We start from the raw sequence: 24093 nt of genomic DNA on the forward strand, positions 1-24093 counted from the left end.
ATCCTCCTAATTTCTTTTAAAAGTTACTCATTTTGAGTATGCGTTGTTTTACTTATCCTTCAACAAAGCAAAGATGTCCTTACTTTGATCAGCGGGAACCTTACGAACATCGAACTTAATGCCGTTGTCGCGTAGGTATTCAAAAGTCTTCACGTCATTGTCATCAACGGCAATTGCGTTAGTAACCATGTGCTTTCCTTCTGAATGTGACATTGATCCCAAGTTCACAGTGTTCAACTTAACGCCACCTTGAACCGCCTTTTCGACGTCTTGTGGTGTTTCGAACAACAACAATGCCTTAGTTCCCTTAAAGCGTGGATCATCCCAAATATCCACAAGCTTTTGGATAGGTACAACGTTAACCTTAACCCCAACAGGTGCTGCGTTAACTAGCAAAGTCTTACGCAATTCATCCTTTGATACCCCGTCAGATACGACGATGATACGGTCAGGTTGAACTGACTTAGTCCATGCAGTTGCAACTTGTCCGTGCAACAAACGTGAGTCAACACGTGCCAAACCAATTTCAAGAGTTGGTTCACCAGAGTGTTCTACCTTTGTTACATCAGTTGGTGCCATTGCAGCAGCTGGTGCTTCTGAGACAGTTTCTTCGGCAGTTTCAACAACTGTTTCTGGAATTGTCTTAACCCCATCCTTAGCAACTGGTACCAAGTAAGATGCGATTTCTGCAGCATTTTCCATTGTGAATCGAGCACCGAATGCTTCAACAAGCATTGGTAGGTTCAATCCAGCAATGATCGCCATACGATCTGGGTTTTCAGCTTGAATACGTGAAGCTGCGTTGAAAGGTGATCCTCCCCACAAATCAACCAAGAACAAAACTTGTCCGTCTGGTGCAAATTGCGCCAAAGCTTCTTCGTAATGCTTCATTAGATCTTCAGGCCCTTCATTTGGCATGAAAGTAACCACTTGCACGTTTTCTTGCTCCCCAAAAATCATTTGACCTGATTGTCGAATTCCGGCAGCAAATTCCCCGTGACTCGCGATGATAAAGTTTACCATATCACTCATCTCCTTAAATTTATGTAACTAACACGTCACTAGAAGTAATTGTACGCTATGAAACGTTGATTGTAAACGTTTTCAAGTGTTTTTTCATAACTTTTTCTTCTTATTTACATTTAAAAAGGTGTTGTTTTAACAATTTGTATGACATTTAATGTATTTCAATAGGTATTCTACATCAAAGTTATCGTTTCGAGTCATTATCAGTTCTGGCAATAATGCTATAATAAGGACACATTATTCTGATTTATGAGGGAGCAATTATGTTATCGAATCGTCAATGGTGGCGTAAAAATGTCATATCGTATAGTCTGCTATTCACGGCTGTGTCATTGGTTATTTTTTTACCCTATGTTTTGTCAGGAACATCGTTAGTTTGGCAATCAGATGGAATCACCCAGCATTTACCTGCTCTTGCCCAGTGGCAACAAGATTTAAAGCATTTGTTTGCCACTGGTAACTGGCCCACCCAATGGAATTGGCATATCGGTTTAGGCGCTGATTATTATCAAACATTTTCTTACTATACTTTGGGCGATATTTTTTCATACGGGGTTGGCCTAGTCAGTGCGCATCACTTACTTGCCTACTATGAGTGGATGATTATTATCCGCTTGTTCTTAGCCGGGGCAGCCATATTATGGGCGATTAAATACTTTACTCAAAGTAATCATCACTGGATTAATGCAGCTATCTCATTAGCCTATGTTTACACTGGGTACACGGCGTTTTCTGCGTTTGAACATCCATTCTTTATTAACCCGCTAATTATTCTACCTTTATTAGCTGTTAGTTTTGATTATTTATTATCAACGCGCAAGATGGTGCCATTTACATTAATGGTCTTTTGGACACTATGGAATAATTACTATTTTGCATTCATGTTATTCCTAGGCTTAGGCTTTTATTGGATCATTAAAAATACGCTCCAACACACTTGGTTAGATTGGCGCATGCATTTACGTGTTCTTATATCCGGACTACTAGGTCTAATCATGTCGTTAGTCCTATTTTTACCAAACGTCATTGGTGTTTTATCATCATCTCGTTCTGGTGCTACTGTAGCCAACGGGCTAACTATTTATCCAATGTACTATTACTTGGCATTGCCAGGCACCTTCCTGGGTAATTCTGCCACACCGAATTTTTGGTTTACAGGTGGTTTTGCAAGTATCTTCATCTTAGGATTAATTTTCACGAGTTTACATTGGCGCGAGTATAAAACGTTAGCCTCAATCTGGTTATTAGCTGGTATTGGCTTACTCTTCCCTGTATTCGCTGCAATGTTTAATGGTGGCTCTTCGCCCTCTAACCGCTGGACATTCCTGCTGGCCCTGCCGTTAGCTTTAGCGGCTGTTCATTTATTAAATCATCTTGATGAACTCTCAACTCGTGATTGGTATTGGTTTTATGGCGTAGGTTTCCTTATGGCCTTATCTTTATTCGTTGTTTCAGGTTTCTCCTGGCAAACACCGTTTGGTATGTTAATTACGATTTATGTGATGACGTTACTGCTACTCAAGATTGCTCAACATACTCCTCAAAAGAAATTGACCTCTGGACTTGTCGTCGTAATATTAATAAATATCGTCGTTATTATGGGACATACCCATTTGTCTGATTTTGACCCTGATAAAACGCCAATGTTATCACGCGCAAGTGTCCAAAAATTATTGAAACAACAAGCTGACTATCCTACTGAACATGTTTCAAACACGGCAAGTCTACAACGTTCATTAATTTCTGATCCACTTCATAACGCCGAAGGGATTGCCCCTGGTAATAACTTAGCGTTACTAAGCTCGGCTCATAGCATTGAAAGTTATTGGTCATATCAAAATGGCGCAACTAATCGTGTTATGCGTGATTTAGGTATACTGACGAGCAATAATAATGATGTGACTAGTGATTTAAATAGTCGTACCGTCGTTGCTCATATCTTAGGGATCAATCAAGTGTTCAAAAATGCAACTGATCTTGATATCCCTAACTATGATTATGGACCTGAGTTAAATTACCAAACGCTTGGCACAAGTACTTCAGCGTATCCACTAGCTTATGTCCCTACTAATGTTGTCTCACCAGATACGTATCGTAAAGCATCACCCACGCAACGTGAAGCAATGTTTGCTGACAGTGTTGTCTCAGACGCATTACCTAATACCCACAATACTAATAAGTTCGTCGATAGTTTAGTCACAAGTCCCATTAGTCATCAAAAGACAAGTGACTCAGCTAACTCACTTCATTACAAATACACAACTAAATCTGATACAGACAAGCTTGGTATTTACGTTCCCGCTAATAAAAAACTACAAAACACAGAGTTACATTTGGAACTAACGAACATCCGTTTCGTTCCACAAACATTCAATGAAGCCTATCAAACTGATTTAGACGCATATACTTTTGCTAAAAAAGAACATGAAACTGATAAGAATACGCCTGATTTGCGTTATAACCCTTCTGCTTTCTGGTTTAATTGGCATAAAGAAAATATTGGTCAATATGGTTCAAATATGGGTGGTTACTCTATCACCGCTAAGTACAATGATGTAAAACAAAAGTTTGTTCAAACAAGTCAGAAAAATCTGTCTTTCTTTAACCCGCGAACTAGTGCCACAATCAATCTAGGTATGGCTAATAGCGTTGATGAAACACAATTTATTCCATTAACATTCAGTCAACCAGGTACTTATGAATTTGATATTCAATTAGTTGGTGTCCCTACTGATCGGCGTTTTACAGATAAAGCCAAAGAAGCGCAAGAACATGCCGTACCTCTTAAATTAGACGCTGACCATATTACAGGTCGCTTCCAATCTGAAGGCCGCCAAATTATTTCGACAACCATTCCCTTTAGTCGTGGTTGGTCATCTGAAAACAATGAGTTAATTGAAGTTAACAACGGATTCCTTGGTATGCTAACTACAGATGGTGAAAACACTATTGATCTGACGTATCATACCCCTGGTTTGAAACTTGGTATGTATAGTTCATTCATTGGATTCTTCTTATTTATCGGCTTAGTTATCTTCGAACAACGTTTCATATCGTTATTACGTAAAAAGAAGTCATAACGCATCAATTTAATTGCACAAGAAAAGGCCCCGCATATACATGCGAGGCCTTTTTAGTATTTAAATATAATCTAGGGCAAACCATTCTGCCATTGTTACCCATACGTCTGTTTTTTGCACATAGATCATGTATGCGGTAATGTCTTGTAGATTGTTTCGTTCGCCATCTAATGGAGACCAATACGTATCATCTGCACGCTTTAAAACGTCCCACACTTGATATGTTTGCTCATTACCAGCTTCGTCTCGTACTTTAAACGGAACGTCTAATTTAAACGTTTTTTCGCCAACGACAGGTGCAGCAACACCCAGATCCACGAGTAATTGTTGGTATGAATCATTTTGAATTGCATCTAGGCTCATTGCTAGCTCCTCCTATTCATTAAGAACTATTATACAGAATTTAGGCAATAAAAAAACACTCATTTCTGAGTGTTAGTGATCGGGACGACAGGATTCGAACCTGCGACCCCCTGGTCCCAAACCAGGTGCTCTACCAAGCTGAGCTACGTCCCGAATTTTATTTAAAAGAAAATGCCCATCTCTGGACATTTTCTTTAGTGCCGTCGGTGGGAATCGAACCCACACTCCCTTGCGGGAACTGGATTTTGAGTCCAGCGCGTCTACCAGTTCCGCCACAACGGCATGTGTTTGTTTGAATATTACATCTAAGGGCGATTGACGGGACTCGAACCCGCGCATGCTGGAACCACAAACCAGTGTGTTAACCAACTTCACCACAACCGCCATGGCAGGGATAGAGGGAATCGAACCCACACCGACGGTTTTGGAGACCGTTGTTCTACCGTTAAACTATATCCCTAAAATGCATGTAATATTCAAAACGGTCACAACGGGACTCGAACCCGTGATCTCCTGCGTGACAGGCAGGCGTCCTAACCACCTAGACCATGCGACCAAAGTGGACGTTACAGGGATCGAACCTGTGACCCCCTGCTTGTAAGGCAGGTGCTCTCCCAGCTGAGCTAAACGTCCATATATGCATTGCGATGTCCTATCCTCGCAGGGGGCGATCCCCCAACTACTTTTGGCGCTATTGAGCTTAACTTCTGTGTTCGGTATGGGAACAGGTGTGGCCTCAATGCCATCATCACAACACGGTATATTCAAGACTTACGTCTCTCAAAACTGAATAATATGTAAATTTTACTTCACTCTTTAATTGAGCCTTAACACCACGTTTTGTTCAACTTGGTTAAGTCCTCGAACCATTAGTACTAGTCCGCTCCATGCATCACTGCACTTCCACTTCTAGCCTATCTACCTCATCATCTTTGAGGGGTCTTACTTCATAAAGAATGGGAAATCTCATCTCGAGGCGAGTTTCACACTTAGATGCTTTCAGCGTTTATCTCATCCGTACATAGCTACTCAGCGATGCTCCTGGCGGAACAACTGATACACCAGAGGTACGTCCACCCCGGTCCTCTCGTACTAAGGGCAGCTCCTCTCAAATTTCCTACGCCCGCGACGGATAGGGACCGAACTGTCTCACGACGTTCTGAACCCAGCTCGCGTACCGCTTTAATGGGCGAACAGCCCAACCCTTGGGACCGACTACAGCCCCAGGATGCGATGAGCCGACATCGAGGTGCCAAACCTCCCCGTCGATGTGGACTCTTGGGGGAGATAAGCCTGTTATCCCCAGGGTAGCTTTTGTCCGTTGAGCGATGGCCCTTCCATGCGGAACCACCGGATCACTAAGTCCTACTTTCGTACCTGCTCGACTTGTAAGTCTCACAGTCAAGCTCTCTTGTGCCTTTACACTCTACGAATGATTTCCAACCATTCTGAGAGAACCTTTGAGCGCCTCCGTTACCTTTTAGGAGGCGACCGCCCCAGTCAAACTGCCTGCCAGACACTGTCTTCCATCGCGATAAGCGATGTGAGTTAGAGTGGTCATACAACGAGGGTAGTATCCCACTGATGCCTCCTTCGAAACTAGCGTTCCGATCTCAACGGCTCCTACCTATTCTGTACAAGCTGCACAAACACTCAATATCAAGCTACAGTAAAGCTCCATGGGGTCTTTCCGTCCTGTCGCGGGTAACCCGCATCTTCACGGGTCTTTAAATTTCACCGAGTCTCTCGTTGAGACAGTGCCCAGATCGTTACGCCTTTCGTGCGGGTCGGAACTTACCCGACAAGGAATTTCGCTACCTTAGGACCGTTATAGTTACGGCCGCCGTTTACTGGGGCTTCAATTCGTACCTTCGCTTGCGCTAAGCACTCCTTTTAACCTTCCAGCACCGGGCAGGCGTCAGCCCCTATACGTCATCTTACGATTTTGCAGAAACCTGTGTTTTTGATAAACAGTCGCCTGGGCCTATTCACTGCGGCTCAGCTTTCGCTGAGCACCCCTTCTCCCGAAGTTACGGGGTCATTTTGCCGAGTTCCTTAACGAGAGTTCACTCGCTCACCTTAGGATGCTCTCCTCGACTACCTGTGTCGGTTTGCGGTACGGGCAGGTAAACACTAACTAGAAGCTTTTCTTGGCAGCGTGACATCACAGACTTCCCTACTTTATTTCGGTCCTCATCATCACTTGTCCTTGGAAGAGCAAGCATTTAACTCACTCTAAGACTTATGATTTAACCCAGCATATCCATCAGCTGGGATCTGTTAGCCTTCTGCGTCCCTCCATCGTTCAAACATGTTCACCTGGTACAGGAATCTCAACCTGTTGTCCATCGACTACGCCTCTTGGCCTCGCCTTAGGTCCCGACTAACCCTGGGAGGACGAGCCTTCCCCAGGAAACCTTAGTCATACGGTGGACAGGATTCTCACCTGTCTTTCGCTACTCATACCGGCATTCTCACTTCTATGCGCTCCACCAGTCCTCACGGTCTGACTTCATCGCCCATAGAACGCTCTCCTATCGCGCCACTTACGTGGCACCCGTAGTTTCGGTGGTGTGTTTAGCCCCGGTACATTTTCGGCGCAGAATCACTCGACTAGTGAGCTATTACGCACTCTTTAAATGGTGGCTGCTTCTAAGCCAACATCCTAGTTGTCTATGCAACTCCACATCCTTTTCCACTTAACACACACTTAGGGACCTTAACTGACGATCTGGGCTGTTCCCCTTTCGACAATGGATCTTATCACTCACTGTCTGACTCCCGGACATACGTGATTGGCATTCGGAGTTTATCTTAATTTGGTAACCCGAGATGGGCCCCGCACCAAAACAGTGCTCTACCTCCAACACGCTTCATTCCGAGGCTAGCCCTAAAGCTATTTCGGAGAGAACCAGCTATCTCCAAGTTCGATTGGAATTTCACCGCTACCCACACCTCATCCCAGCATTTTTCAACATGCACGGGTTCGGGCCTCCAATGCGTTTTACCGCATCTTCACCCTGGACATGGGTAGGTCACCTGGTTTCGGGTCTACAACAACGTACTCAAGCGCCCATTTCAGACTCGCTTTCGCTACGGCTCCGGTCTTTCCACCTTAACCTTGCACGTTATCGTAACTCGCCGGTTCATTCTACAAAAGGCACGCCATCACCCATTAACGGGCTCTGACTTCTTGTAGGCACATGGTTTCAGGAACTTTTTCACTCCCCTTCCGGGGTGCTTTTCACCTTTCCCTCACGGTACTGGTTCACTATCGGTCACTAGGGAGTATTTAGCCTTGCGAGATGGTCCTCGCGGATTCCGACCGGATTTCACGTGTCCGGCCGTACTCAGGATCCTGTACGGGAGGTTGTTCGTTTTCGCATACGGGGCTATCACCCTATCCTGCTCAGCTTCCCAGCTGATTCTGCTAACAAACAACTTTGTAACTCCACAACGACAGTCCTACAACCCCAATGTGCAAGCACATTGGTTTGGGCTCTTCCGTTTTCGCTCGCCGCTACTGACGGAATCGATATTTCTTTCTCTTCCTGTTGCTAATGAGATGTTTCAGTTCACAACGTCTACCTTCAACCTGACTATGTATTCATCAGGTGATAACTTGCATACACAAGCTGGGTTCCCCCATTCGGAAACCCCCGGATCAAAGCTCACTTACAGCTCCCCGGGGAATATCGGTGTTAGTCCCGTCCTTCATCGGCTCCTAGTGCCAAGGCATCCACCATGCGCCCTTAATAACTTAACCTATCAACTTACGTTGATGATTCAAGTTTGAGTATGTGGCTCAAGGCCACATGCGATTTAAACTAATTTAAAAAACTCAAAAAATTACGCGGTGTATTTTTTTCGGCTCAATTTAATTAAATAATTAATTTGAAATGAATTTAAAATTTACAATATTATTCAGTTTTCAAAGATCTAAGTCACTGCCACGTGAGTGGCAATGGAGAATATCGGGATCGAACCGATGACCCCCTGCTTGCAAAGCAGGTGCTCTCCCAGCTGAGCTAATTCCCCGTTAGAATGGGACTGAGAGGACTCGAACCTCCGACCTCACCCTTATCAGGGGTGCGCTCTAACCAGCTGAGCTACAGTCCCGAGGTTCTTCTCTCGTGTATTACATTGAGTGTAAACCACTCAAAACTAAATATCGTTTCAATGCGAATGTGTAGGTTTCCGATTTTCCTTAGAAAGGAGGTGATCCAGCCGCAGGTTCTCCTACGGCTACCTTGTTACGACTTCACCCTAATCATCTATCCCACCTTAGACGGCTGGCTCCTAAAAGGTTACCTCACCGGCTTTGGGTGTTACAAACTCTCATGGTGTGACGGGCGGTGTGTACAAGACCCGGGAACGTATTCACCGCGGCGTGCTGATCCGCGATTACTAGCGATTCCGACTTCATGTAGGCGAGTTGCAGCCTACAATCCGAACTGAGACAAGCTTTAAGAGATTTGCGTACCCTCGCGGGTTAGCGACTCGTTGTACTTGCCATTGTAGCACGTGTGTAGCCCAGGTCATAAGGGGCATGATGATTTGACGTCATCCCCACCTTCCTCCGGTTTGTCACCGGCAGTCTCACTAGAGTGCCCAACTGAATGCTGGCAACTAGTAATAAGGGTTGCGCTCGTTGCGGGACTTAACCCAACATCTCACGACACGAGCTGACGACAACCATGCACCACCTGTCACTTTGTCCCCGAAGGGAAAGCGCCATTTCTGGCGTGGTCAAAGGATGTCAAGACCTGGTAAGGTTCTTCGCGTTGCTTCGAATTAAACCACATGCTCCACCGCTTGTGCGGGTCCCCGTCAATTCCTTTGAGTTTCAACCTTGCGGTCGTACTCCCCAGGCGGAGTGCTTAATGCGTTAGCTGCGACACTTAGGGGCGGAAACCCCCAAACATCTAGCACTCATCGTTTACGGTGTGGACTACCAGGGTATCTAATCCTGTTTGCTACCCACACTTTCGAGCCTCAACGTCAGTTACAGTCCAGAGAGCCGCCTTCGCCACTGGTGTTCCTCCATATATCTACGCATTTCACCGCTACACATGGAATTCCACTCTCCTCTACTGCACTCAAGTTATCCAGTTTCCAAAGCACTTCCACAGTTAAGCTGTGGGCTTTCACTTCGGACTTAAATAACCGTCTGCGCTCGCTTTACGCCCAATAAATCCGGATAACGCTTGGAACATACGTATTACCGCGGCTGCTGGCACGTATTTAGCCGTTCCTTTCTGGTAAGATACCGTCAGACACTGAGCAGTTACTCTCAATGCTATTCTTCTCTTACAACAGTGTTTTACGAGCCGAAACCCTTCATCACACACGCGGCGTTGCTCCATCAGACTTTCGTCCATTGTGGAAGATTCCCTACTGCTGCCTCCCGTAGGAGTATGGGCCGTGTCTCAGTCCCATTGTGGCCGATCAGTCTCTCAACTCGGCTACGCATCATCGTCTTGGTGAGCCATTACCTCACCAACTAACTAATGCGCCGCGGGACCATCTCTTAGTGATAGCAGAACCATCTTTCAAATAGCAACCATGCGGTTGCTAGTGTTATGCGGTATTAGCATCTGTTTCCAGATGTTATCCCCCGCTAAGAGGTAGGTTTCCCACGTGTTACTCACCCGTTCGCCACTCACTGCAATGTTCATCGTCATATCAGAGCAAGCTCTTCAAATCAGTTGAACCACAGTGCGTTCGACTTGCATGTATTAGGCACGCCGCCAGCGTTCATCCTGAGCCAGGATCAAACTCTCAATTTGAAGTTTGAGTATAACTCAATTTTTTTGTTGTTTAACAGATGTTAAACGAATTTACTAGCGAATTGACTTCGCAAATGTTTGGACCAACTAATAGTTGGTCGACCTACACATTTGTTACATCGAAACGATATTCAGTTTTCAATGATCTACTTCGTTGTTTCGTTTGATTTGCATCTCCCTGAAACAACTTAATTATCATACCGTGAACCGATATGATTGTCAACGCTTTTTCAAAAGTTTTTTTAAAACTTTTTCCAGAAGCGAATCGGCTAATGACTTGCGCCCCTAGGGGTTAGCGAATCGTTTTGCCTTTGACAACTCGTATAATATTACAGACGAGCGAGCTAATTGTCAACACCTTTTTTGAAAAAGTTTTTTGAATCAATTAGCGTTGTTTCAGTCGCCGTAGCGCCCTTAACAACTCGTATAATATTATAGAGCAATCACTGAAATGTCAACATTATTTGACAAATTAATTCAAAATTTCTAAAAAACCGCTAATCCAGGCTTGTAACCCCTGACATATCAACGTTTTGCAGCAATTTATGTGCTTGACGCGCATTCATAAATTGCAAACCAACAGCACGTAGTCGTTCAAAATCTAACAAAGAAATATCAATTGGTTCGAAAGTAAATAGAGAAAAAGCGTCACTATTGTCTTGTTCACCACGTTCATGCCATACAGCTAATTCGCCTAAACGTAGGTTATCAATGTTAATACCTAGTTCAGATTTCATCCCCGTTAGCAATGAACCTAGTGCAGTATCACCTGCTTGACGGTGTAGCTTAACAGTATAAAAGCGTGATACTGGTGTATCTGTAACTAAAAAGAAGGATTGATCTCCTCTTGTAAAGATAATAGTTCCCGCAACGTATGACATATTCTTCTCTCCCTATGATTAATCTAACCGTTCTAAACTTTCCTCTATAGAAGCATTTACGTGTTCAGCGATTGTTTCAAAGCCAAATGTATAGTGTTGGTTCGTCCAAAAATGATGATAACGTTGATCGCTTGGCTTATATTCAAGTGTTACCTTCTTAATTCGTTCCCGATCCACCACACTTCGTCTAGACAATGATAGTTTTTGCGTATATTCATCTATATCTAGCACCATGACTTCAATTGCTTGTCCAATCGACAATTCATCACTGACTTGCTTAATAAACGCTGAACGACATTCAGAGATATGAATTAGCCCTTGTTGTTCTTCATCTAGTTGCACAAATGCACCATAAGGTTGGATTCCCGTCACAACCCCTTGTACGATATCACCAATTTTATACTTCATCACATCTCCTCCTTTCTATAACAATAATGGTTATTATCCCTTTAACCATTCCCATCTATATGTATCCGGGTCTATGTGCACCCGGGTATCACCATTACCCTTCAGTAATTGTGATGTTTTCGATCTTGATTTCTTCCATTGGCTTGTCAGCGTAGTCAGACTTTGCATTAGCAATCTTTGATACGACATCCATACCTGACATAACATGTCCAAAGACAGTGTGCTTTCCATCAAGCCATGGTGTTCCACCCATTTCACCGTATGCTGTGATGACTTCATCAGGGAATTGTCCCTTCATTTGCTTCAACATACGACCTGGTACACGAGTTGCTTCAACGATGAAGAATTGTGAACCGTTAGTATTTGGACCAGCATTGGCCATTGATAGGGCACCACGCAAGTTAAATACTTCTGATGAGAATTCGTCTTCAAACTTCTTACCGTAGATTGAAGTTCCACCCATTCCAGTACCTGATGGGTCTCCACCTTGAATCATGAAGTCCTTAATCACACGGTGGAAGATTGTACCATTGTAGTATCCTTCTTCTGCCAATTGGATGAAGTTCTTAACACTCTTAGGTGCATCTTCAGGGAAAAGCTTGATTTGAATCTCCCCCAATGTAGTTGTCATTGTAACGACAGGACCATTTTGTTCTTCTAAACTAAGTTGCTTCAATGTCATGATAGACTCCTCTAAGACTTTAAATATTCAATAAAACACATTGGGTTCATTATAGCATACTGCACTGTAACAAATAAGTTGTGGTACACTACTAATTAAACGTAGATATAAAGAGATAGAGGAGATCTTTCATCATGATGCACATCATTGATATTTTCATTCACCTCGACAAGCATCTTACTGAATGGGTTAACGTCCTAGGACCTTGGTCATATGCGTTACTATTCGGTGTGATTTTTGTCGAAACAGGATTGGTTATTTTCCCATTCTTACCTGGTGATTCACTATTGTTTGCTGCTGGTGCCATTTCTGCACTACCAGGATCAACATTGAACCCTTGGGTATTAATGATTTTGTTCTGGATTGCTGCCGTAACAGGTGACAGCTTGAACTACTTCTTAGGACACAAGGTTGGTCTACCTCTTGTAAAGCACCCAGTATTGGGACGCTTTATTAAACAAGAACACTTGGATGAAGCAAATACTTTCTTTGAAAAGTATGGACCATGGGCTATTATCTTTGCCCGCTTCTTGCCAATCATCCGTACACTAGCACCATTTACAGCCGCTATGTCTAAGTTCCCATACCGCAAGTTTGTGATGTTGGAAATGTTAGCAGCTACTATCTGGGTGGTTATTGCCGTTGGAGCTGGATTCTTCTTCGGTCAAATCCCATTTATCCAACATAACTTCTCACTTGTTATTTTCGGAATTTTGTTTGTTACTGCTTTACCAGTCATTATCACTGGTTTGCGTTCATACATTGTAAAGAAACGCGAAAAGAAGTTTGCCAACAAGGATTAATAAATACAAAAAAGACTCACATCATCTGATGTGAGTCTTTTTTATTTATTAAGCTTCGTTTTCTAGTTCAGTTGCCGCTGCATCAATCACAACGTTTCCTGCTTCGATTTCTTCAAAAGCTTGTCCGATTGGCTTAACTGAATCGAACTTTGGCAATGTAGGCAATGCCCCTTGTTCCAATTCGTGCGCACGCTTAGCACCAAGTGCAATCAACTTGTAACGTGAATCAACTTGTTCCAACAACTTATCAACAGATGGGTATAGAATCATAATTATAGCTCCTCAATCATTGCAATATATTCGGGAACAACACGTTCAACACGCAATCGTTCCACTTTGATAACGTCTTTAATACGTTGTACGGCAGCAGCAACTTCATCGTTAACCACAGCGTAATCGTAACGCTTCATCATACCAATTTCAGTCTTGGCCGTGTTAACACGGCTTTCGATAACTTCAATTGATTCTGTTCCACGACCAATCAAACGATCCTTCAAAGCCTTTAGATCAGGTGGTGTTAGGAAAATGTAGGCCCCTTCAGGCATCTTTTCCTTCACTTGAACTGCACCTTGAACTTCAATTTCAAGCAATACATCTTTACCGGCAGCAAGTGTCGCATCAATGTATGACTTAGGTGTTCCGTAGTAGTTACCAACATATTCGGCATACTCCAACATTTCACCTTGTTCAATACGCGCTTCAAATTCTTCACGCGTTACGAAGAAGTAATCTTCCCCATCGACTTCACCTTCTCTGGGTTGACGGGTCGTCATAGAGATTGAGTATTGAAAGTCGATGTCTTCTTCTTCAAACAACGCCTTTCGCACAGTCCCTTTTCCAACACCTGATGGACCAGACAATACAATCAAAACACCACGCTTCATGGTCAAAACTCCTCTTCAAACAAACTATATAATATCTCATTGTACTTGTTTTAAAGTCGAGACACAACATACAGATTTATTTATGCTTGTGCAGTGCGGCGTTCAGCAGCACGTTGAATCAAATCACGCGCATTACTTTTCGCTGCTTCCGTTAATTCATCCCCTGACAACATACGCGCTAATTCATCAACACGCGCTTCACCATCTAGACGATCAACTGACGTTTCAGTACGTCCATCAATCACTTCTTTATGGATAAACACATGATGTTGTGCCACCGCAGCAACCTGAGGTAAATGTGTAATTGTCAAAACTTGTGAATGACTCGCCATATCTGCAATCTTGTCCGCCATTGCTTGCGCGACACGACCAGATACCCCAGTATCCACTTCGTCAAAGACAATTGACGTCACACCTTGTTGACGTGAGAAAATCATCTTCATCGCTAGCATCATACGGGACAATTCACCACCTGATGCAATCTTGACCAATGGCTTGGCTTGTTCACCTTCATTCGTTTGAATGAAGAATTCAACATTATCTTTTCCATCAGCTTGTAAATCAGCCAATTGATCAACGTGAACTTGGAACTCTGCCTTACTCATATGCAAATCTTGCAGTTGTTCATGGATCAATGTAACCAATTGCTCACCCGCAGCCATACGTGCATTGTGTAATTCTGCCGCAATTTTTTCAGCTTGCTCAGCCAAGACTTGTACTTGTTGTGCAAGTTCATCCGCTGATTGTTGGTCACCACCCATGTCATCCAATTCTTGTTCAACACGTTCTTGGTGTTTAAGGACATCTTCGATGGTTGCCCCGTACTTTTGTTCCAAACTGTGAATCAAATTCAAGCGATCATTCACATATTGTAATTGTTCACCGTCAAATTCCAAGCCATCACGTACAGAATCAATCTCACTGCTTACATCACGTAGATTGTAGTACACTTCGCGCATAGATTCAGCCAGCTTTGTATAACGCGGTGATAGTTCTTCAATGTCTTCCAAAGCACCTAATGCAGTACCGACACTTTCAGTTCCATTGTTTTCCCAATCACCAGTTAATACTTCACTGGCCTTTGATAGTGCTTCTAAGACATCTTGAAAATTAGTCAATTCTTGATATTCAGCGTCTAGTTCTTCTTCTTCACCGGCACGTAAATCTGCAGCCTGCAATTCATTCACTTGGAAAGTCAATGTATCCAGACGTTGGGCCCATGCTTGTTCATCACTTTGACGCTTCTTCAAAGCACGCTTTAGGTTTTGATACTCCGCAAAAATAGCAGCATACTTCTCTTTCAGTGGGCCAATGGTTTCAAACCCAAATTCATCAAGTAAGCTAATGTGCTTTTCGACTTGCATCAAATCTTGCGTATCATTTTGGCCATGAATATCAACTAGATAACGGCCAATTTCTTTCAACGCAGTCGTATTGATTAAACTACCATTAATACGAATCACATTTCGTCCACTACGGTGTAGTTCACGATGGATCAATAATTGACCATCTTCCACTTCAATCCCGTGTGTCTCTAGCAAAGCCATCAATTCTGGTTGTTCATTAATACCAACCAATCCTTGCAAGACTGACTTATCAGCACCTTCACGAATGTATTCCTGTGAACCACGGCCACCGGTCAATAAACCAACGGCATCGATGATAATTGACTTTCCAGCTCCGGTCTCCCCAGTTAGCACAGTCATTTCGGGTTCAAAGCTAATATTTAACTTAGGAATAATCGCAAAATTTTGAATAGACAATTCTTGTAACATGAGAACTCCTCTCTATGTTAATGACGCACATCCATCATGTTGGTCATGAATTCTGACGCATCAACATCTTTTTTCAAAATTAATAGTACACCTGTGTCATCACCAACAATCCCAAACATTTCTGGTGCATTCACTTCTTCCAATGCAATCTTCAATGCTGGGCCTGATCCTGGTGATACTTTCACCATGACCAGATTGTCTTGGACATTATACTGTGTCGTTGTTTCATGTAGGATATGGCGTAGTTGGCTACGGTAATCATCATGTGACATCGTTGCATACGTAAATCCACCTTCAGCAAGCGGCACTTTAACCAATTGCATTTCTGAGATATCACGTGACACCGTTGCTTGTGTTACTTGCCATCCTAATTGGTTTAATTGTTGCACCAAATCTTCTTGACGTCGAATTTGTTGTTGCGTAATTAAACGTCGGATATCTTGTTGTCGTTCTTGCTTATTTTTCGCCATCCTCAGACTCCTCACGACGCGCGTTCAATTGTGCGTGGGCATCTTGCACCACATGTTCACGAGCTTGTTCGTCCAATGTTGTTGCGCCATTGTCTAATACTAGGTCAGCAATGAATTCAATGTTTCCTGAGCCACCCTTAATTGGTGAGAAATCTAAACCAGCCAAGCTAAACCCACTTTGCTTAGCCAAATCAGCAACCTTATGGATAACCGCCAAGTGTGTATCTGCATCCTTAACGATTCCGTGCTTACCAACTGCTTCACGACCAGCTTCAAATTGTGGCTTAATCAATGTAGCCACGTGACCACCAGGTGTCAAAATTTCTGACAATGGTGGCAAAATCAAGCTAAGTGAGATAAATGATACGTCGATTGTTGCCATTTCGGGTTGACCAGAAGTAAAGTCGTCACGCTTTGAATAACGGAAGTTCGTGTTTTCCATAACAACGACACGTTCATCTGAACGCAACTTCCATGCCAATTGATTTGTCCCAACGTCCAATGCATAAACTTGCTTAGCCCCGTTTTGCAACGCAACGTCAGTAAAACCACCTGTTGATGAACCAATATCCAATACCGTCTTACCTGTAACGTCCAAACCGAAGACTTCAATCATCTTCGCTAGTTTGAATCCCCCACGAGATACGTAAGGCATTGGCGCACCCTTTAAGTGCAATTCCGTTGTGACTGGAATCTTTTCACCTGGCTTGTCTTTACGTTCTTCTTTATCCCCTAGGATTTGTCCGGCCATGATGGCACGCTTTGCTTGTTCTCGTGATTCAAACAATCCTTGTTGGACTGCCAAAATATCAACACGTTCTTTTTCTACACCCATTGTTTCTCCAATGCTGGTTTAAAGTATTCTAAAAATGATTCCAATAATTCGACGTTGGCGTGACTGTTATAGCGAACGATCGCCAAAGCATCACGTGCCAACGCTACTTGTTCAGCAAGTGCATCTTGTGCCCCTTGTACACCCAACAAAGTTGGGTATGCTTGCTTATCTTCTTGATCATCTTGTGACAAGTCATCTAAGTCGTCATTAATTTGGAAAGCAAACCCAAAGGCACTTCCAAAATCATCTAACGCACTTAATGTCACTTGATTGGCATCCACTAAGATACCTCCGGCTACTAATGCATAACGAATCAAGGCTCCCGTCTTCAAACGGTGCACATTTTCGGCATCGAACAAAGTTGCGTCATCATGTCCGGTAAAGGCCATGTCTAACACTTGACCTCCAACCATTCCGTTCGGTCCACTGGCCTTCGTTAGCCCCAATGTCAATTGACTCTTTTGGAAGTCTGACAAAACTAGGCTTTCGTTAATCCATTCATACGCTAGTGGTTGTAATGCATCCCCAGCTAAGATGGCCATTGCTTGACCAAACTTCACGTGTGTTGTTGGCTTACCACGACGCATATCATCGTCATCCATTGCTGGTAAGTCATCATGAATCAAGCTATATGCATGAATTAATTCCAATGCGCTAGCTTCAGTCAAATAACGTTCTGGACTACGGCCAAAACTTTCGATGACTGCCAATGTCAATAATGGACGCAATCGCTTACCACCATTCATCACCGCATAATCCATGACTTCATGTAATTGTGCATTTTTAACAGTGGCTTTTAAATTATGTGATAGTTGTTCATTCAACTTAGGTTGCCAAATGGCTTTAAAGCTCGCTAAATCCATTAATCGGTCACCTTAAATTCTGATACAGTCCCATCATTTTCGATAATCTTTGCCAGGCTCTTTTCAGCTGTTTCCAATGTCTTTTGCAATGATTGGCTAAGTTGAATCCCTACTTCGAATTGCTTCAAGGCTTCTTCTAGCGGTACATCACCCTTTTCCAATTGCGTCACAATTTGTTCCAAACCTGCCAAATTTTCTTCAAAACTCTTTTGCTCTGCCATATTTATTCTCCTGTTACCTTTGCTCGAATAATACCATCAGTCACGCGAATGGCCAATTCATCATCTTCTTTAACTTGTGTCACGCTTTGTACAACTGCGCCATCTTGTTCTACTACACTGTATCCACGTGCCAAAACTGCCAATGGACTAACAAGATCCAATCCCTTAAACGCTTGTTGCGCTTGGTATTGTTTACGTTGTAGTAATTGCTCCATCGCTGCACTCAAACGTGGATCCAGTAATTCATAGCGATGCTTAGCATCACGTAATTGTTGATCCATATTTTGTTGTAAACGTTGGTTCGCAATATCAACACGTTGCAAGTAGCCTTCATACAAACGTTGGGGTTGTGTCAAAACATAGCTATTTTGAACACGTGTCAAACGTTCTTGACTTTGCTTAATTTGGCGTTGCATTTGTGCAACTAGTCTTTGTTGATATTGTTGAATCCCCAACCAAACATCTGCTAGCGGTACAGCAGTTGCAAGTTCGGCCGCTGCTGTTGGGGTTGCTGCACGTTGATCGGCAACAAAGTCCGCAATCGTGGTATCCGTTTCGTGTCCAACGGAACTAATAATCGGCATCTTCATTTGCAACATTTGTTGGGCAACTTGTTCATCATTAAATGCCCACAAATCTTCAATGGATCCACCACCACGTCCCATAATCACGACATCCGCTGATCCATCTGCGTTAACTGCTTGCAATTGCTTCAACAAAGACGGAACTGCGCCATCTCCTTGCACCACTGCTGGGTACAACACAATTTCAGCGATTGGATAACGACGTTCAACCGTAGTCATGATATCGCGAATAACCGCACCACTTGGTGATGTGATAACCGCAATCTTCTTGGGGAAACGCGGGATTGGACGTTGAAGTTGTGCAAAGACACCTTCAGCTTCTAATTTACGCTTCAATTGTTCATAAGCTTGGTACAACGCCCCAACACCATCGGGTTCAAGGCGACTGATAATCAAACTGTATGAACCATTTGGTGCGTACAAATCAATGTGTCCAGTCGCATTAACTTTCATTCCTGCTTCAAGTTCAAACGGTAATTTTGAAAATGGACCCTTAAACATCGTTGCGTTAATCACCGCACCATCATCCTTCAAAGAAAAGTATTGATGGTTTGGTCGCTTACGATAATTTGATACTTCCCCAGTAACATGAATTTCTTTCAAGTGTGGGTCAGCTGTAAATTTGCGCTTTAGATATTTTGTTAGTGTACTAACTGTTAAATACTCTGCCATGCATCCTCCAAAGTTACGCCGTGATGTTCAGCCGCTAGTTCTAGCGTTGTTTGCATCAAGGTCGCAATCGTCATTGGTCCTACACCACCCGGTACAGGAGTAATCTTTGATGCAACTGGTTCTGCTGATGCGAAATCAACATCACCAACCAATGAACCATCCTCTAGGCGATTAATACCTACGTCAATGACCACGGCTCCTGCCTTTAGATCATCCCCAGATACTAGACCTGGAACACCCGTTGCGACAACAACGACATCCGCCATAGCCAACAAAGTCTTGCGTTGTGCATCAAGTGTATAGCGGTGAACCAAAGTTACTGTTGCATCCGCATTTTCAAGCAATGCAAACATTGGACGACCAACTAATACTGAACGACCAATCACAACCACATTCTTATGCTTCAATGTGACATCTTCAGCTGCTAACATCGTCATAATCCCACGTGGCGTGTTCGCGACTGGATAGTAACCTTCGCGATCAGCATATAGACGGCCAACATTCACTGGATGGAAGCCATCAACGTCCTTTTCTGGTGCAATTGCATCTTGAATACGCTTTTCGTTAATGTGCTTAGGCACTGGACTTTGTACTAAAATCGCGTCCACTGCTGGATCTGCATTCAATTCTGAAATCTTAGCCAACAAAGCATCTTCCGTCATATCGCTTGGATATTTAAACGTTTCTTCCGCAATCCCCACCTTTTCTGCTGCGCGTCCTTTATTACGCACATAGATTTCACTTGCTGGGTCATCCCCCACTAAAATCACCGCCAATCCAGGCGTGATTCCTTTTTCTTGTAAACGTGCAGTTTGCTTGGCGACTGCACCACGCAGACGTGTTGCAATTGCTTTTCCATCAATTATGGTTGCCATTTTCCACCTCACAAATATTCATTATTATTGCATAATTTTACCACAAATCAGGTAAAGTGACCATCTCACCTAGTTAGCCAAAATAAAAAAGTTGCCTCAGCTTTAGACTGAGACAACTTTGTTTTAAGCTTTATTCTTAAAGAAGTGGTAGCCATAGATAAAGGCTGTACCAAAGATTCCAATAACAAGGAAGTTTAATCCTGCAGCGGTCAAACCTTGGTTCAACACATATAACCAATCTGACTTATAGACTAAGGCATCGCCTAATGGTGCAATCACTCCCCAGACGAGAATATTTGCAATTCCTTGCCAGATGTTAAATTGAATTGCACGTTGCAAGGTAATTGGTTGCTTCAACAAGTTTAAACGCGTTGCGATTAACCCCAACATTAAACCAAAGACTCCATCGGCTACAATCCAAGTCCACCAAACGGTTGTATACGTTAAACTATCTGATAGAAAATGGGCCAAGAAGGCAACAATTGGCGTCAATATAGCCCCAGATAGTAACGCAAAAATCGTTAATGCGGCATAAGATAGTGACCCTTGGACATTATCTACACCAACATCAAGTAATAGTAGGCGACCAACTAAGACAACACAGAGTGTCCCCAAGATGATCAATCCACCTTTTTTAACAACTGTCATTAAGCGTCACCTTCACCATCTTGTGTTTCTTCACTATCATCAAGTTCTTCTAGTGTTTCTGTATTATTGATTAGTGTAATCTTTTCATCAAAGTATGCCGCAATACGTGCTGCGACTGAATCAAAATCATCTAATGCAGATGTAACTGACGCAGCAAAATCAATACGTAGTCCTGATTGAGACACCTTAGGGTGTTCCACAATCATGTATAGGTTTACTTCTGCATCGTCATTGTTAATCACAATTTTCTTGATTGCATTGGCATAACGCAATGGCAAATTGATCAAGTTACTTTCAACCATCAATGTAATGGGTTCATCCCCACTGATAATCATTTCAGCGTGAACAAGTTGATCTGCTTTGATTGTTTTATGGACAAATTCGAAGAATTCGTCCAAGTTGATTGTTGCTTCATCCGCAGCTGTAAAAGTCTTATTTGTTACTGCTTCTGTTTCTAGTGCCTCAATTAAGGCGTTCCCTGTTAATTGCATATCTGCACTCACCATCTCTTATTTATTACACCTAGTTTAGCATAGTTCATCTATGTCCACTATGCTAAATCGAAAAAATAGACAGCCCCCTTAAGCACTGATGCCTAGGTAGCTGTCTATTTTTATACGTTACATTAGTTCGTTTATTGCTTAGGCACGCCCCAGTAACTTCTTCATCAACTTGTATAGACGGTACTTCATCTTGTTGATTGGGTATTCAAATTCACCGACTAATTGATCAGCAGTTCCATTGAATTCGGTCTTAAAGCGGAAGACACCATCTGATCCATCGAAGTCTCCACTGATACCATAGAAATTGTGCGTTGGAATATTGTGTTCAATTGCCATGCGCATCATTGTGTCTTGAATCAAGTATGGTGCAAAGTATTCACGGTATTCATCATACATACCAGAGAACATGTAGGCCATTTCTTGTGGTTGTTCGACAAACAATGCACCCGCCACAATCGTTGGCTCAGTTGGAATGTCACCATTGAACAAATCATTCACGCGCTTCATACGCTTAATGTGCATATTCTTTTGGTCAGTAAATTCATTAAATTGACCACGGTTCTTCTTAGTTTCCTTCACTGCTAGACGTTCTGCCAATGTATTGATCTTCACATCTAGTTGATCAATCGTTGCTTGTTCTTCAGCCAAGTAATTTGGGAAATTAACTTCAGCCACTGTAAAGTGCGCATCATCCCCGTATGTGTTGAACAGCACTTCGTAGAATGAAAGTTCCTTATCATCAAAACCACGACGTTCCGCAGTATCCGCAGTCAACTTCTTGAACTTAGGCAATTCTTCAAACGGCAATTCACGGAACTTAACCCCAAATTGCTTATTCTTCTTCAAGTAGTACTTAACGTCTGGTTGGTAACTTGCAATCAATGAATCCAAGTCTAATGAACGTAGATCCTTAGAGTATTGCCAAGGCATACTTCCATCAGTGCTCATTCCCTTCTTAAATGGCATGTGCTTTGCACCATGCTTTTCAAGACGTGCAATAAAGTCTGTTTCTGGTTCAGTAACCGGATTACCATGGTTATCGAAACGTTGGTATACAACATTAGGTGAAAACTTAATGTACAAGCCATTAAATTGCTTAGCGAAGTTAGCCAAGCCCTTCAAGTATGTATCTAAGACACCTGTGTCGCTATAGTTCATCAATGGTCCATGATTCACAGATGCAACTGTTCCACCATTGATACCATCAAAAGTGACAATTGATCCCGCTAAAATCGTACCATCAATATCTTTAACACCTAGAATATGAACGTTCTTACCACGTCCTTGCAACAAGTCGTATTGTTCAACTGATTGCGTCATTGATCCTAATGGTGATTGCTTTTCAAATTCGGCATATTCAGCCTTTGTTAATGCAGTAAATTCCATGCTATCTCCCATCACTAACCAAGTCTTGGTTTTTTATATCTGAACCATGCTGTCCAGCTTTAATGTTAATTTTTAACGCTCGTTTAGCACACAAACGAACCGTTCTATAGGCGTTATTATAGCATAATTGACATTAAACCAACCTAGTGTGACACGTAATCATACTGATTTTTAACATCTAAAGCATGTCTCCATTGATTTAGCTTAAGCCAATGGCAAATACCACAATAAAGAGACTTAACATGCTGATAAATACATTGTCCCACTTCGCTTTCTTCTTAAGTAGCTCAGCGTTTAATTGAGTTATCTCAAGATAAATGCCTTCTGAATGCTCTAATAAGATATCTATTGCCACATTTTGCCTAACCATAATTTTTTGCAACGTTTTATACAGCCAAATAGCTGTCAAAATCCCTGCAATAATGTGCCAAGGATGCCCGACATTTAAAGTAATGACTAAAAGCACTGCCATGATTGACACCGTTTGCCAGATAATGCGCGTTCGACTTTGCGTCTTATCAACATGTGTTGTAATAACGTTCGTCGCATATGCTTGGTAGCTCATCTCTTTATTTACTTTTAAATATTTTTCTTTTGCTCGTAGGTTACGTCGTATCGGTGCGGTCATATACTGTTCCAATGCCAGAATCACAAACATTGTCACTAACAGTCCATAAATCACAATTGTCATACGTCTTTCCTCCCAACAATTTAGTTACGCATTCACTACACAACACCAAAGTCCAACATCATTATCTTGGCTTCAATGTAATGTTCTTCTTTACCATCACAATGTAGGCAATTAAAATTAACCAACCAAATAACAAATAAAACACAATGGCCCAATAAACAATCAAACCTGTCACTAATCCAGTAAGTAATGTTAGCCCAATCACTTTGACAAATGGTACGACGCCATCTTTTTTATAGATGTGTTCACGTTGCTTAATCAAATTAGGAATACGACTTGCTTGCTTGATAAATGCATCAGTCACCACACGACGTACATTCACAACTTGATAAGCATCTAATAGATCGACCACCAATGCATTTGCCAATGGATAGATAACAAACATCAACGCAATAACCAGGTTCAAAATAAAATCATTCCACAGAACACTAAATTGTGTCCCCATCCCGCTTTCCACAGTCGTAATATCATGCACCACATGTGGCCAAATATACATCGTAAACAACACAATCGCAATCACGTAACGAATCACAAAAAAGCGACGATCTTGTAAATCAAAAATATCTTTAATCATATATCCCCCTCACAAAAACAATAAACATCCCTAATATGTATAAACTTTTATGCATCAGATTATCGTCCCTCAAACAATAA

Annotated in this window: 21 protein-coding genes, 8 tRNA genes and 3 rRNA genes; 2 read left to right on the plus strand and 30 right to left on the minus strand. The window is 42.6% G+C overall.

The annotated features are described in order from the left end of the window. Positions 1-48: 48 nt before the first annotated feature. Positions 49-1023: a mannose/fructose/sorbose PTS transporter subunit IIA gene (locus KHQ31_RS05720; protein ID WP_213408648.1), complete on the minus strand. Its 975-nt coding sequence runs from the start codon at positions 1021-1023 to the stop codon at positions 49-51. Positions 1024-1289: 266 nt separating this feature from the next. On the opposite strand from KHQ31_RS05720, the gene KHQ31_RS05725 reads away from it, so the two are divergent. Further along, complete coding sequence (locus KHQ31_RS05725) at positions 1290-4106, plus strand: YfhO family protein (RefSeq protein ID WP_213408649.1); 2817 nt, start codon at positions 1290-1292, stop codon at positions 4104-4106. A gap of 60 nt (positions 4107-4166) precedes the next feature. Here the strand turns inward: KHQ31_RS05725 and KHQ31_RS05730 are convergent, their stop codons facing one another. The 15 genes from KHQ31_RS05730 to KHQ31_RS05800 all read right to left on the minus strand — a co-directional run bounded on the left by KHQ31_RS05730 (position 4167) and on the right by KHQ31_RS05800 (position 12229). Next, complete coding sequence (locus KHQ31_RS05730; protein ID WP_213408650.1) at positions 4167-4469, minus strand: hypothetical protein; 303 nt, start codon at positions 4467-4469, stop codon at positions 4167-4169. A 79-nt stretch (positions 4470-4548) separates the two neighbouring features. Further along, a tRNA-Pro gene (locus KHQ31_RS05735) sits at positions 4549-4622 on the minus strand. Positions 4623-4667: 45 nt separating this feature from the next. After that, positions 4668-4751, minus strand: a tRNA-Leu gene (locus tag KHQ31_RS05740). Between the two features lie 28 nt (positions 4752-4779). Continuing rightward, positions 4780-4853, minus strand: a tRNA-His gene (locus tag KHQ31_RS05745). A 2-nt stretch (positions 4854-4855) separates the two neighbouring features. Further along, positions 4856-4929, minus strand: a tRNA-Trp gene (locus tag KHQ31_RS05750). Positions 4930-4951: 22 nt separating this feature from the next. Then, positions 4952-5025, minus strand: a tRNA-Asp gene (locus tag KHQ31_RS05755). A 4-nt stretch (positions 5026-5029) separates the two neighbouring features. Continuing rightward, positions 5030-5102, minus strand: a tRNA-Val gene (locus KHQ31_RS05760). 6 nt (positions 5103-5108) lie between these two features. Then, a 5S ribosomal RNA gene (gene rrf, locus KHQ31_RS05765) occupies positions 5109-5225 on the minus strand. A 93-nt stretch (positions 5226-5318) separates the two neighbouring features. After that, positions 5319-8235 (minus strand): 23S ribosomal RNA (locus KHQ31_RS05770). Positions 8236-8434: 199 nt separating this feature from the next. Next, positions 8435-8507: transfer RNA gene (locus KHQ31_RS05775), tRNA-Ala, on the minus strand. Positions 8508-8514: 7 nt separating this feature from the next. Next, positions 8515-8588: transfer RNA gene (locus KHQ31_RS05780), tRNA-Ile, on the minus strand. A 92-nt stretch (positions 8589-8680) separates the two neighbouring features. Continuing rightward, positions 8681-10258, minus strand: a 16S ribosomal RNA gene (locus KHQ31_RS05785). Together the 16S, 23S and 5S rRNA genes with 8 tRNA genes alongside form the textbook arrangement of a ribosomal RNA operon. A 497-nt stretch (positions 10259-10755) precedes the next feature. Then, positions 10756-11139: a hypothetical protein gene (locus KHQ31_RS05790; protein WP_213408651.1), complete on the minus strand. Its 384-nt coding sequence runs from the start codon at positions 11137-11139 to the stop codon at positions 10756-10758. A gap of 18 nt (positions 11140-11157) precedes the next feature. Next, a complete protein-coding gene (locus tag KHQ31_RS05795; RefSeq protein ID WP_213408652.1) occupies positions 11158-11547 on the minus strand; it encodes a CvfD/Ygs/GSP13 family RNA-binding post-transcriptional regulator in 390 nt (129 codons plus the stop codon). Positions 11548-11641: 94 nt separating this feature from the next. Beyond that, the gene (locus tag KHQ31_RS05800) at positions 11642-12229 is read right to left on the minus strand and encodes a peptidylprolyl isomerase (RefSeq protein WP_213408653.1); all 588 of its coding nucleotides are present in this window, start codon (positions 12227-12229) and stop codon (positions 11642-11644) included. Positions 12230-12363: 134 nt separating this feature from the next. Here KHQ31_RS05800 and KHQ31_RS05805 point away from each other — a divergent pair, with 134 nt between their 5' ends. Further along, positions 12364-13032: a VTT domain-containing protein gene (locus KHQ31_RS05805; protein ID WP_213408654.1), complete on the plus strand. Its 669-nt coding sequence runs from the start codon at positions 12364-12366 to the stop codon at positions 13030-13032. A gap of 48 nt (positions 13033-13080) precedes the next feature. Here KHQ31_RS05805 and rpoZ read toward each other — a convergent pair whose 3' ends face one another. The 14 genes from rpoZ to KHQ31_RS05875 form a co-directional block, all read right to left on the minus strand. Further along, positions 13081-13302: a DNA-directed RNA polymerase subunit omega gene (gene rpoZ / locus KHQ31_RS05810; protein ID WP_213408655.1), complete on the minus strand. Its 222-nt coding sequence runs from the start codon at positions 13300-13302 to the stop codon at positions 13081-13083. A 2-nt stretch (positions 13303-13304) separates the two neighbouring features. Next, positions 13305-13916 (minus strand): guanylate kinase, encoded by a 612-nt coding sequence (gmk, locus tag KHQ31_RS05815; RefSeq protein ID WP_213408656.1) that lies wholly within the window; start codon positions 13914-13916, stop codon positions 13305-13307. A gap of 80 nt (positions 13917-13996) precedes the next feature. Then, positions 13997-15691: a DNA repair protein RecN gene (gene recN / locus KHQ31_RS05820; protein WP_213408657.1), complete on the minus strand. Its 1695-nt coding sequence runs from the start codon at positions 15689-15691 to the stop codon at positions 13997-13999. Positions 15692-15708: 17 nt separating this feature from the next. Then, positions 15709-16161 (minus strand): arginine repressor, encoded by a 453-nt coding sequence (locus tag KHQ31_RS05825; RefSeq protein WP_213408658.1) that lies wholly within the window; start codon positions 16159-16161, stop codon positions 15709-15711. Next, on the minus strand, positions 16148-16996 hold the full coding sequence (locus KHQ31_RS05830; RefSeq protein ID WP_213408659.1) for a TlyA family RNA methyltransferase: 849 nt from the start codon (positions 16994-16996) through the stop codon (positions 16148-16150). The genes KHQ31_RS05825 and KHQ31_RS05830 overlap by 14 nt, the downstream gene beginning before the upstream one ends. Further along, complete coding sequence (locus KHQ31_RS05835) at positions 16987-17859, minus strand: polyprenyl synthetase family protein (RefSeq protein WP_213408660.1); 873 nt, start codon at positions 17857-17859, stop codon at positions 16987-16989. The genes KHQ31_RS05830 and KHQ31_RS05835 overlap by 10 nt, the downstream gene beginning before the upstream one ends. Next, on the minus strand, positions 17859-18080 hold the full coding sequence (locus tag KHQ31_RS05840) for an exodeoxyribonuclease VII small subunit (protein WP_213408661.1): 222 nt from the start codon (positions 18078-18080) through the stop codon (positions 17859-17861). The genes KHQ31_RS05835 and KHQ31_RS05840 overlap by 1 nt, the downstream gene beginning before the upstream one ends. Before the next feature lie 2 nt (positions 18081-18082). Next, positions 18083-19336, minus strand: coding sequence for an exodeoxyribonuclease VII large subunit (gene xseA, locus KHQ31_RS05845; protein ID WP_213408662.1), 1254 nt, complete (start codon positions 19334-19336; stop codon positions 18083-18085). Further along, positions 19321-20211, minus strand: coding sequence for a bifunctional 5,10-methylenetetrahydrofolate dehydrogenase/5,10-methenyltetrahydrofolate cyclohydrolase (locus KHQ31_RS05850; protein WP_213408663.1), 891 nt, complete (start codon positions 20209-20211; stop codon positions 19321-19323). Before KHQ31_RS05850 ends, xseA begins: the two co-directional genes overlap by 16 nt. Positions 20212-20334: 123 nt before the next feature. Next, positions 20335-20859 (minus strand): ECF-type riboflavin transporter substrate-binding protein, encoded by a 525-nt coding sequence (locus KHQ31_RS05855; RefSeq protein WP_213408664.1) that lies wholly within the window; start codon positions 20857-20859, stop codon positions 20335-20337. After that, positions 20859-21350, minus strand: a complete 492-nt coding sequence (locus tag KHQ31_RS05860; protein WP_213408665.1) for a hypothetical protein — start codon at positions 21348-21350, stop codon at positions 20859-20861. Before KHQ31_RS05860 ends, KHQ31_RS05855 begins: the two co-directional genes overlap by 1 nt. A gap of 150 nt (positions 21351-21500) precedes the next feature. Further along, on the minus strand, positions 21501-22748 hold the full coding sequence (locus tag KHQ31_RS05865) for a peptidoglycan bridge formation glycyltransferase FemA/FemB family protein (RefSeq protein WP_213408666.1): 1248 nt from the start codon (positions 22746-22748) through the stop codon (positions 21501-21503). A gap of 199 nt (positions 22749-22947) precedes the next feature. After that, the gene (locus KHQ31_RS05870) at positions 22948-23439 is read right to left on the minus strand and encodes a hypothetical protein (protein ID WP_213408667.1); all 492 of its coding nucleotides are present in this window, start codon (positions 23437-23439) and stop codon (positions 22948-22950) included. Between the two features lie 61 nt (positions 23440-23500). Beyond that, positions 23501-24013, minus strand: coding sequence for a hypothetical protein (locus tag KHQ31_RS05875; protein WP_213408668.1), 513 nt, complete (start codon positions 24011-24013; stop codon positions 23501-23503). Between the last annotated feature and the right edge of the window lie 80 nt (positions 24014-24093).

Source organism: Weissella ceti (assembly GCF_018394055.1).
Taxonomy (GTDB): domain Bacteria; phylum Bacillota; class Bacilli; order Lactobacillales; family Lactobacillaceae; genus Weissella; species Weissella ceti.

Coding starts and splice junctions, on each gene's coding strand:
- KHQ31_RS05720 (WP_213408648.1), bottom strand. CDS start 1,023: ATGGTAAACTTTATCATCGCGAGTCACGGGGAATTTGCTGCCGGAATT.
- KHQ31_RS05725 (WP_213408649.1), top strand. CDS start 1,290: ATGTTATCGAATCGTCAATGGTGGCGTAAAAATGTCATATCGTATAGT.
- KHQ31_RS05730 (WP_213408650.1), bottom strand. CDS start 4,469: ATGAGCCTAGATGCAATTCAAAATGATTCATACCAACAATTACTCGTG.
- KHQ31_RS05790 (WP_213408651.1), bottom strand. CDS start 11,139: ATGTCATACGTTGCGGGAACTATTATCTTTACAAGAGGAGATCAATCC.
- KHQ31_RS05795 (WP_213408652.1), bottom strand. CDS start 11,547: ATGAAGTATAAAATTGGTGATATCGTACAAGGGGTTGTGACGGGAATC.
- KHQ31_RS05800 (WP_213408653.1), bottom strand. CDS start 12,229: ATGACATTGAAGCAACTTAGTTTAGAAGAACAAAATGGTCCTGTCGTT.
- KHQ31_RS05805 (WP_213408654.1), top strand. CDS start 12,364: ATGATGCACATCATTGATATTTTCATTCACCTCGACAAGCATCTTACT.
- rpoZ (WP_213408655.1), bottom strand. CDS start 13,302: ATGATTCTATACCCATCTGTTGATAAGTTGTTGGAACAAGTTGATTCA.
- gmk (WP_213408656.1), bottom strand. CDS start 13,916: ATGAAGCGTGGTGTTTTGATTGTATTGTCTGGTCCATCAGGTGTTGGA.
- recN (WP_213408657.1), bottom strand. CDS start 15,691: ATGTTACAAGAATTGTCTATTCAAAATTTTGCGATTATTCCTAAGTTA.
- KHQ31_RS05825 (WP_213408658.1), bottom strand. CDS start 16,161: ATGGCGAAAAATAAGCAAGAACGACAACAAGATATCCGACGTTTAATT.
- KHQ31_RS05830 (WP_213408659.1), bottom strand. CDS start 16,996: ATGGGTGTAGAAAAAGAACGTGTTGATATTTTGGCAGTCCAACAAGGA.
- KHQ31_RS05835 (WP_213408660.1), bottom strand. CDS start 17,859: ATGGATTTAGCGAGCTTTAAAGCCATTTGGCAACCTAAGTTGAATGAA.
- KHQ31_RS05840 (WP_213408661.1), bottom strand. CDS start 18,080: ATGGCAGAGCAAAAGAGTTTTGAAGAAAATTTGGCAGGTTTGGAACAA.
- xseA (WP_213408662.1), bottom strand. CDS start 19,336: ATGGCAGAGTATTTAACAGTTAGTACACTAACAAAATATCTAAAGCGC.
- KHQ31_RS05850 (WP_213408663.1), bottom strand. CDS start 20,211: ATGGCAACCATAATTGATGGAAAAGCAATTGCAACACGTCTGCGTGGT.
- KHQ31_RS05855 (WP_213408664.1), bottom strand. CDS start 20,859: ATGACAGTTGTTAAAAAAGGTGGATTGATCATCTTGGGGACACTCTGT.
- KHQ31_RS05860 (WP_213408665.1), bottom strand. CDS start 21,350: ATGCAATTAACAGGGAACGCCTTAATTGAGGCACTAGAAACAGAAGCA.
- KHQ31_RS05865 (WP_213408666.1), bottom strand. CDS start 22,748: ATGGAATTTACTGCATTAACAAAGGCTGAATATGCCGAATTTGAAAAG.
- KHQ31_RS05870 (WP_213408667.1), bottom strand. CDS start 23,439: ATGACAATTGTGATTTATGGACTGTTAGTGACAATGTTTGTGATTCTG.
- KHQ31_RS05875 (WP_213408668.1), bottom strand. CDS start 24,013: ATGATTAAAGATATTTTTGATTTACAAGATCGTCGCTTTTTTGTGATT.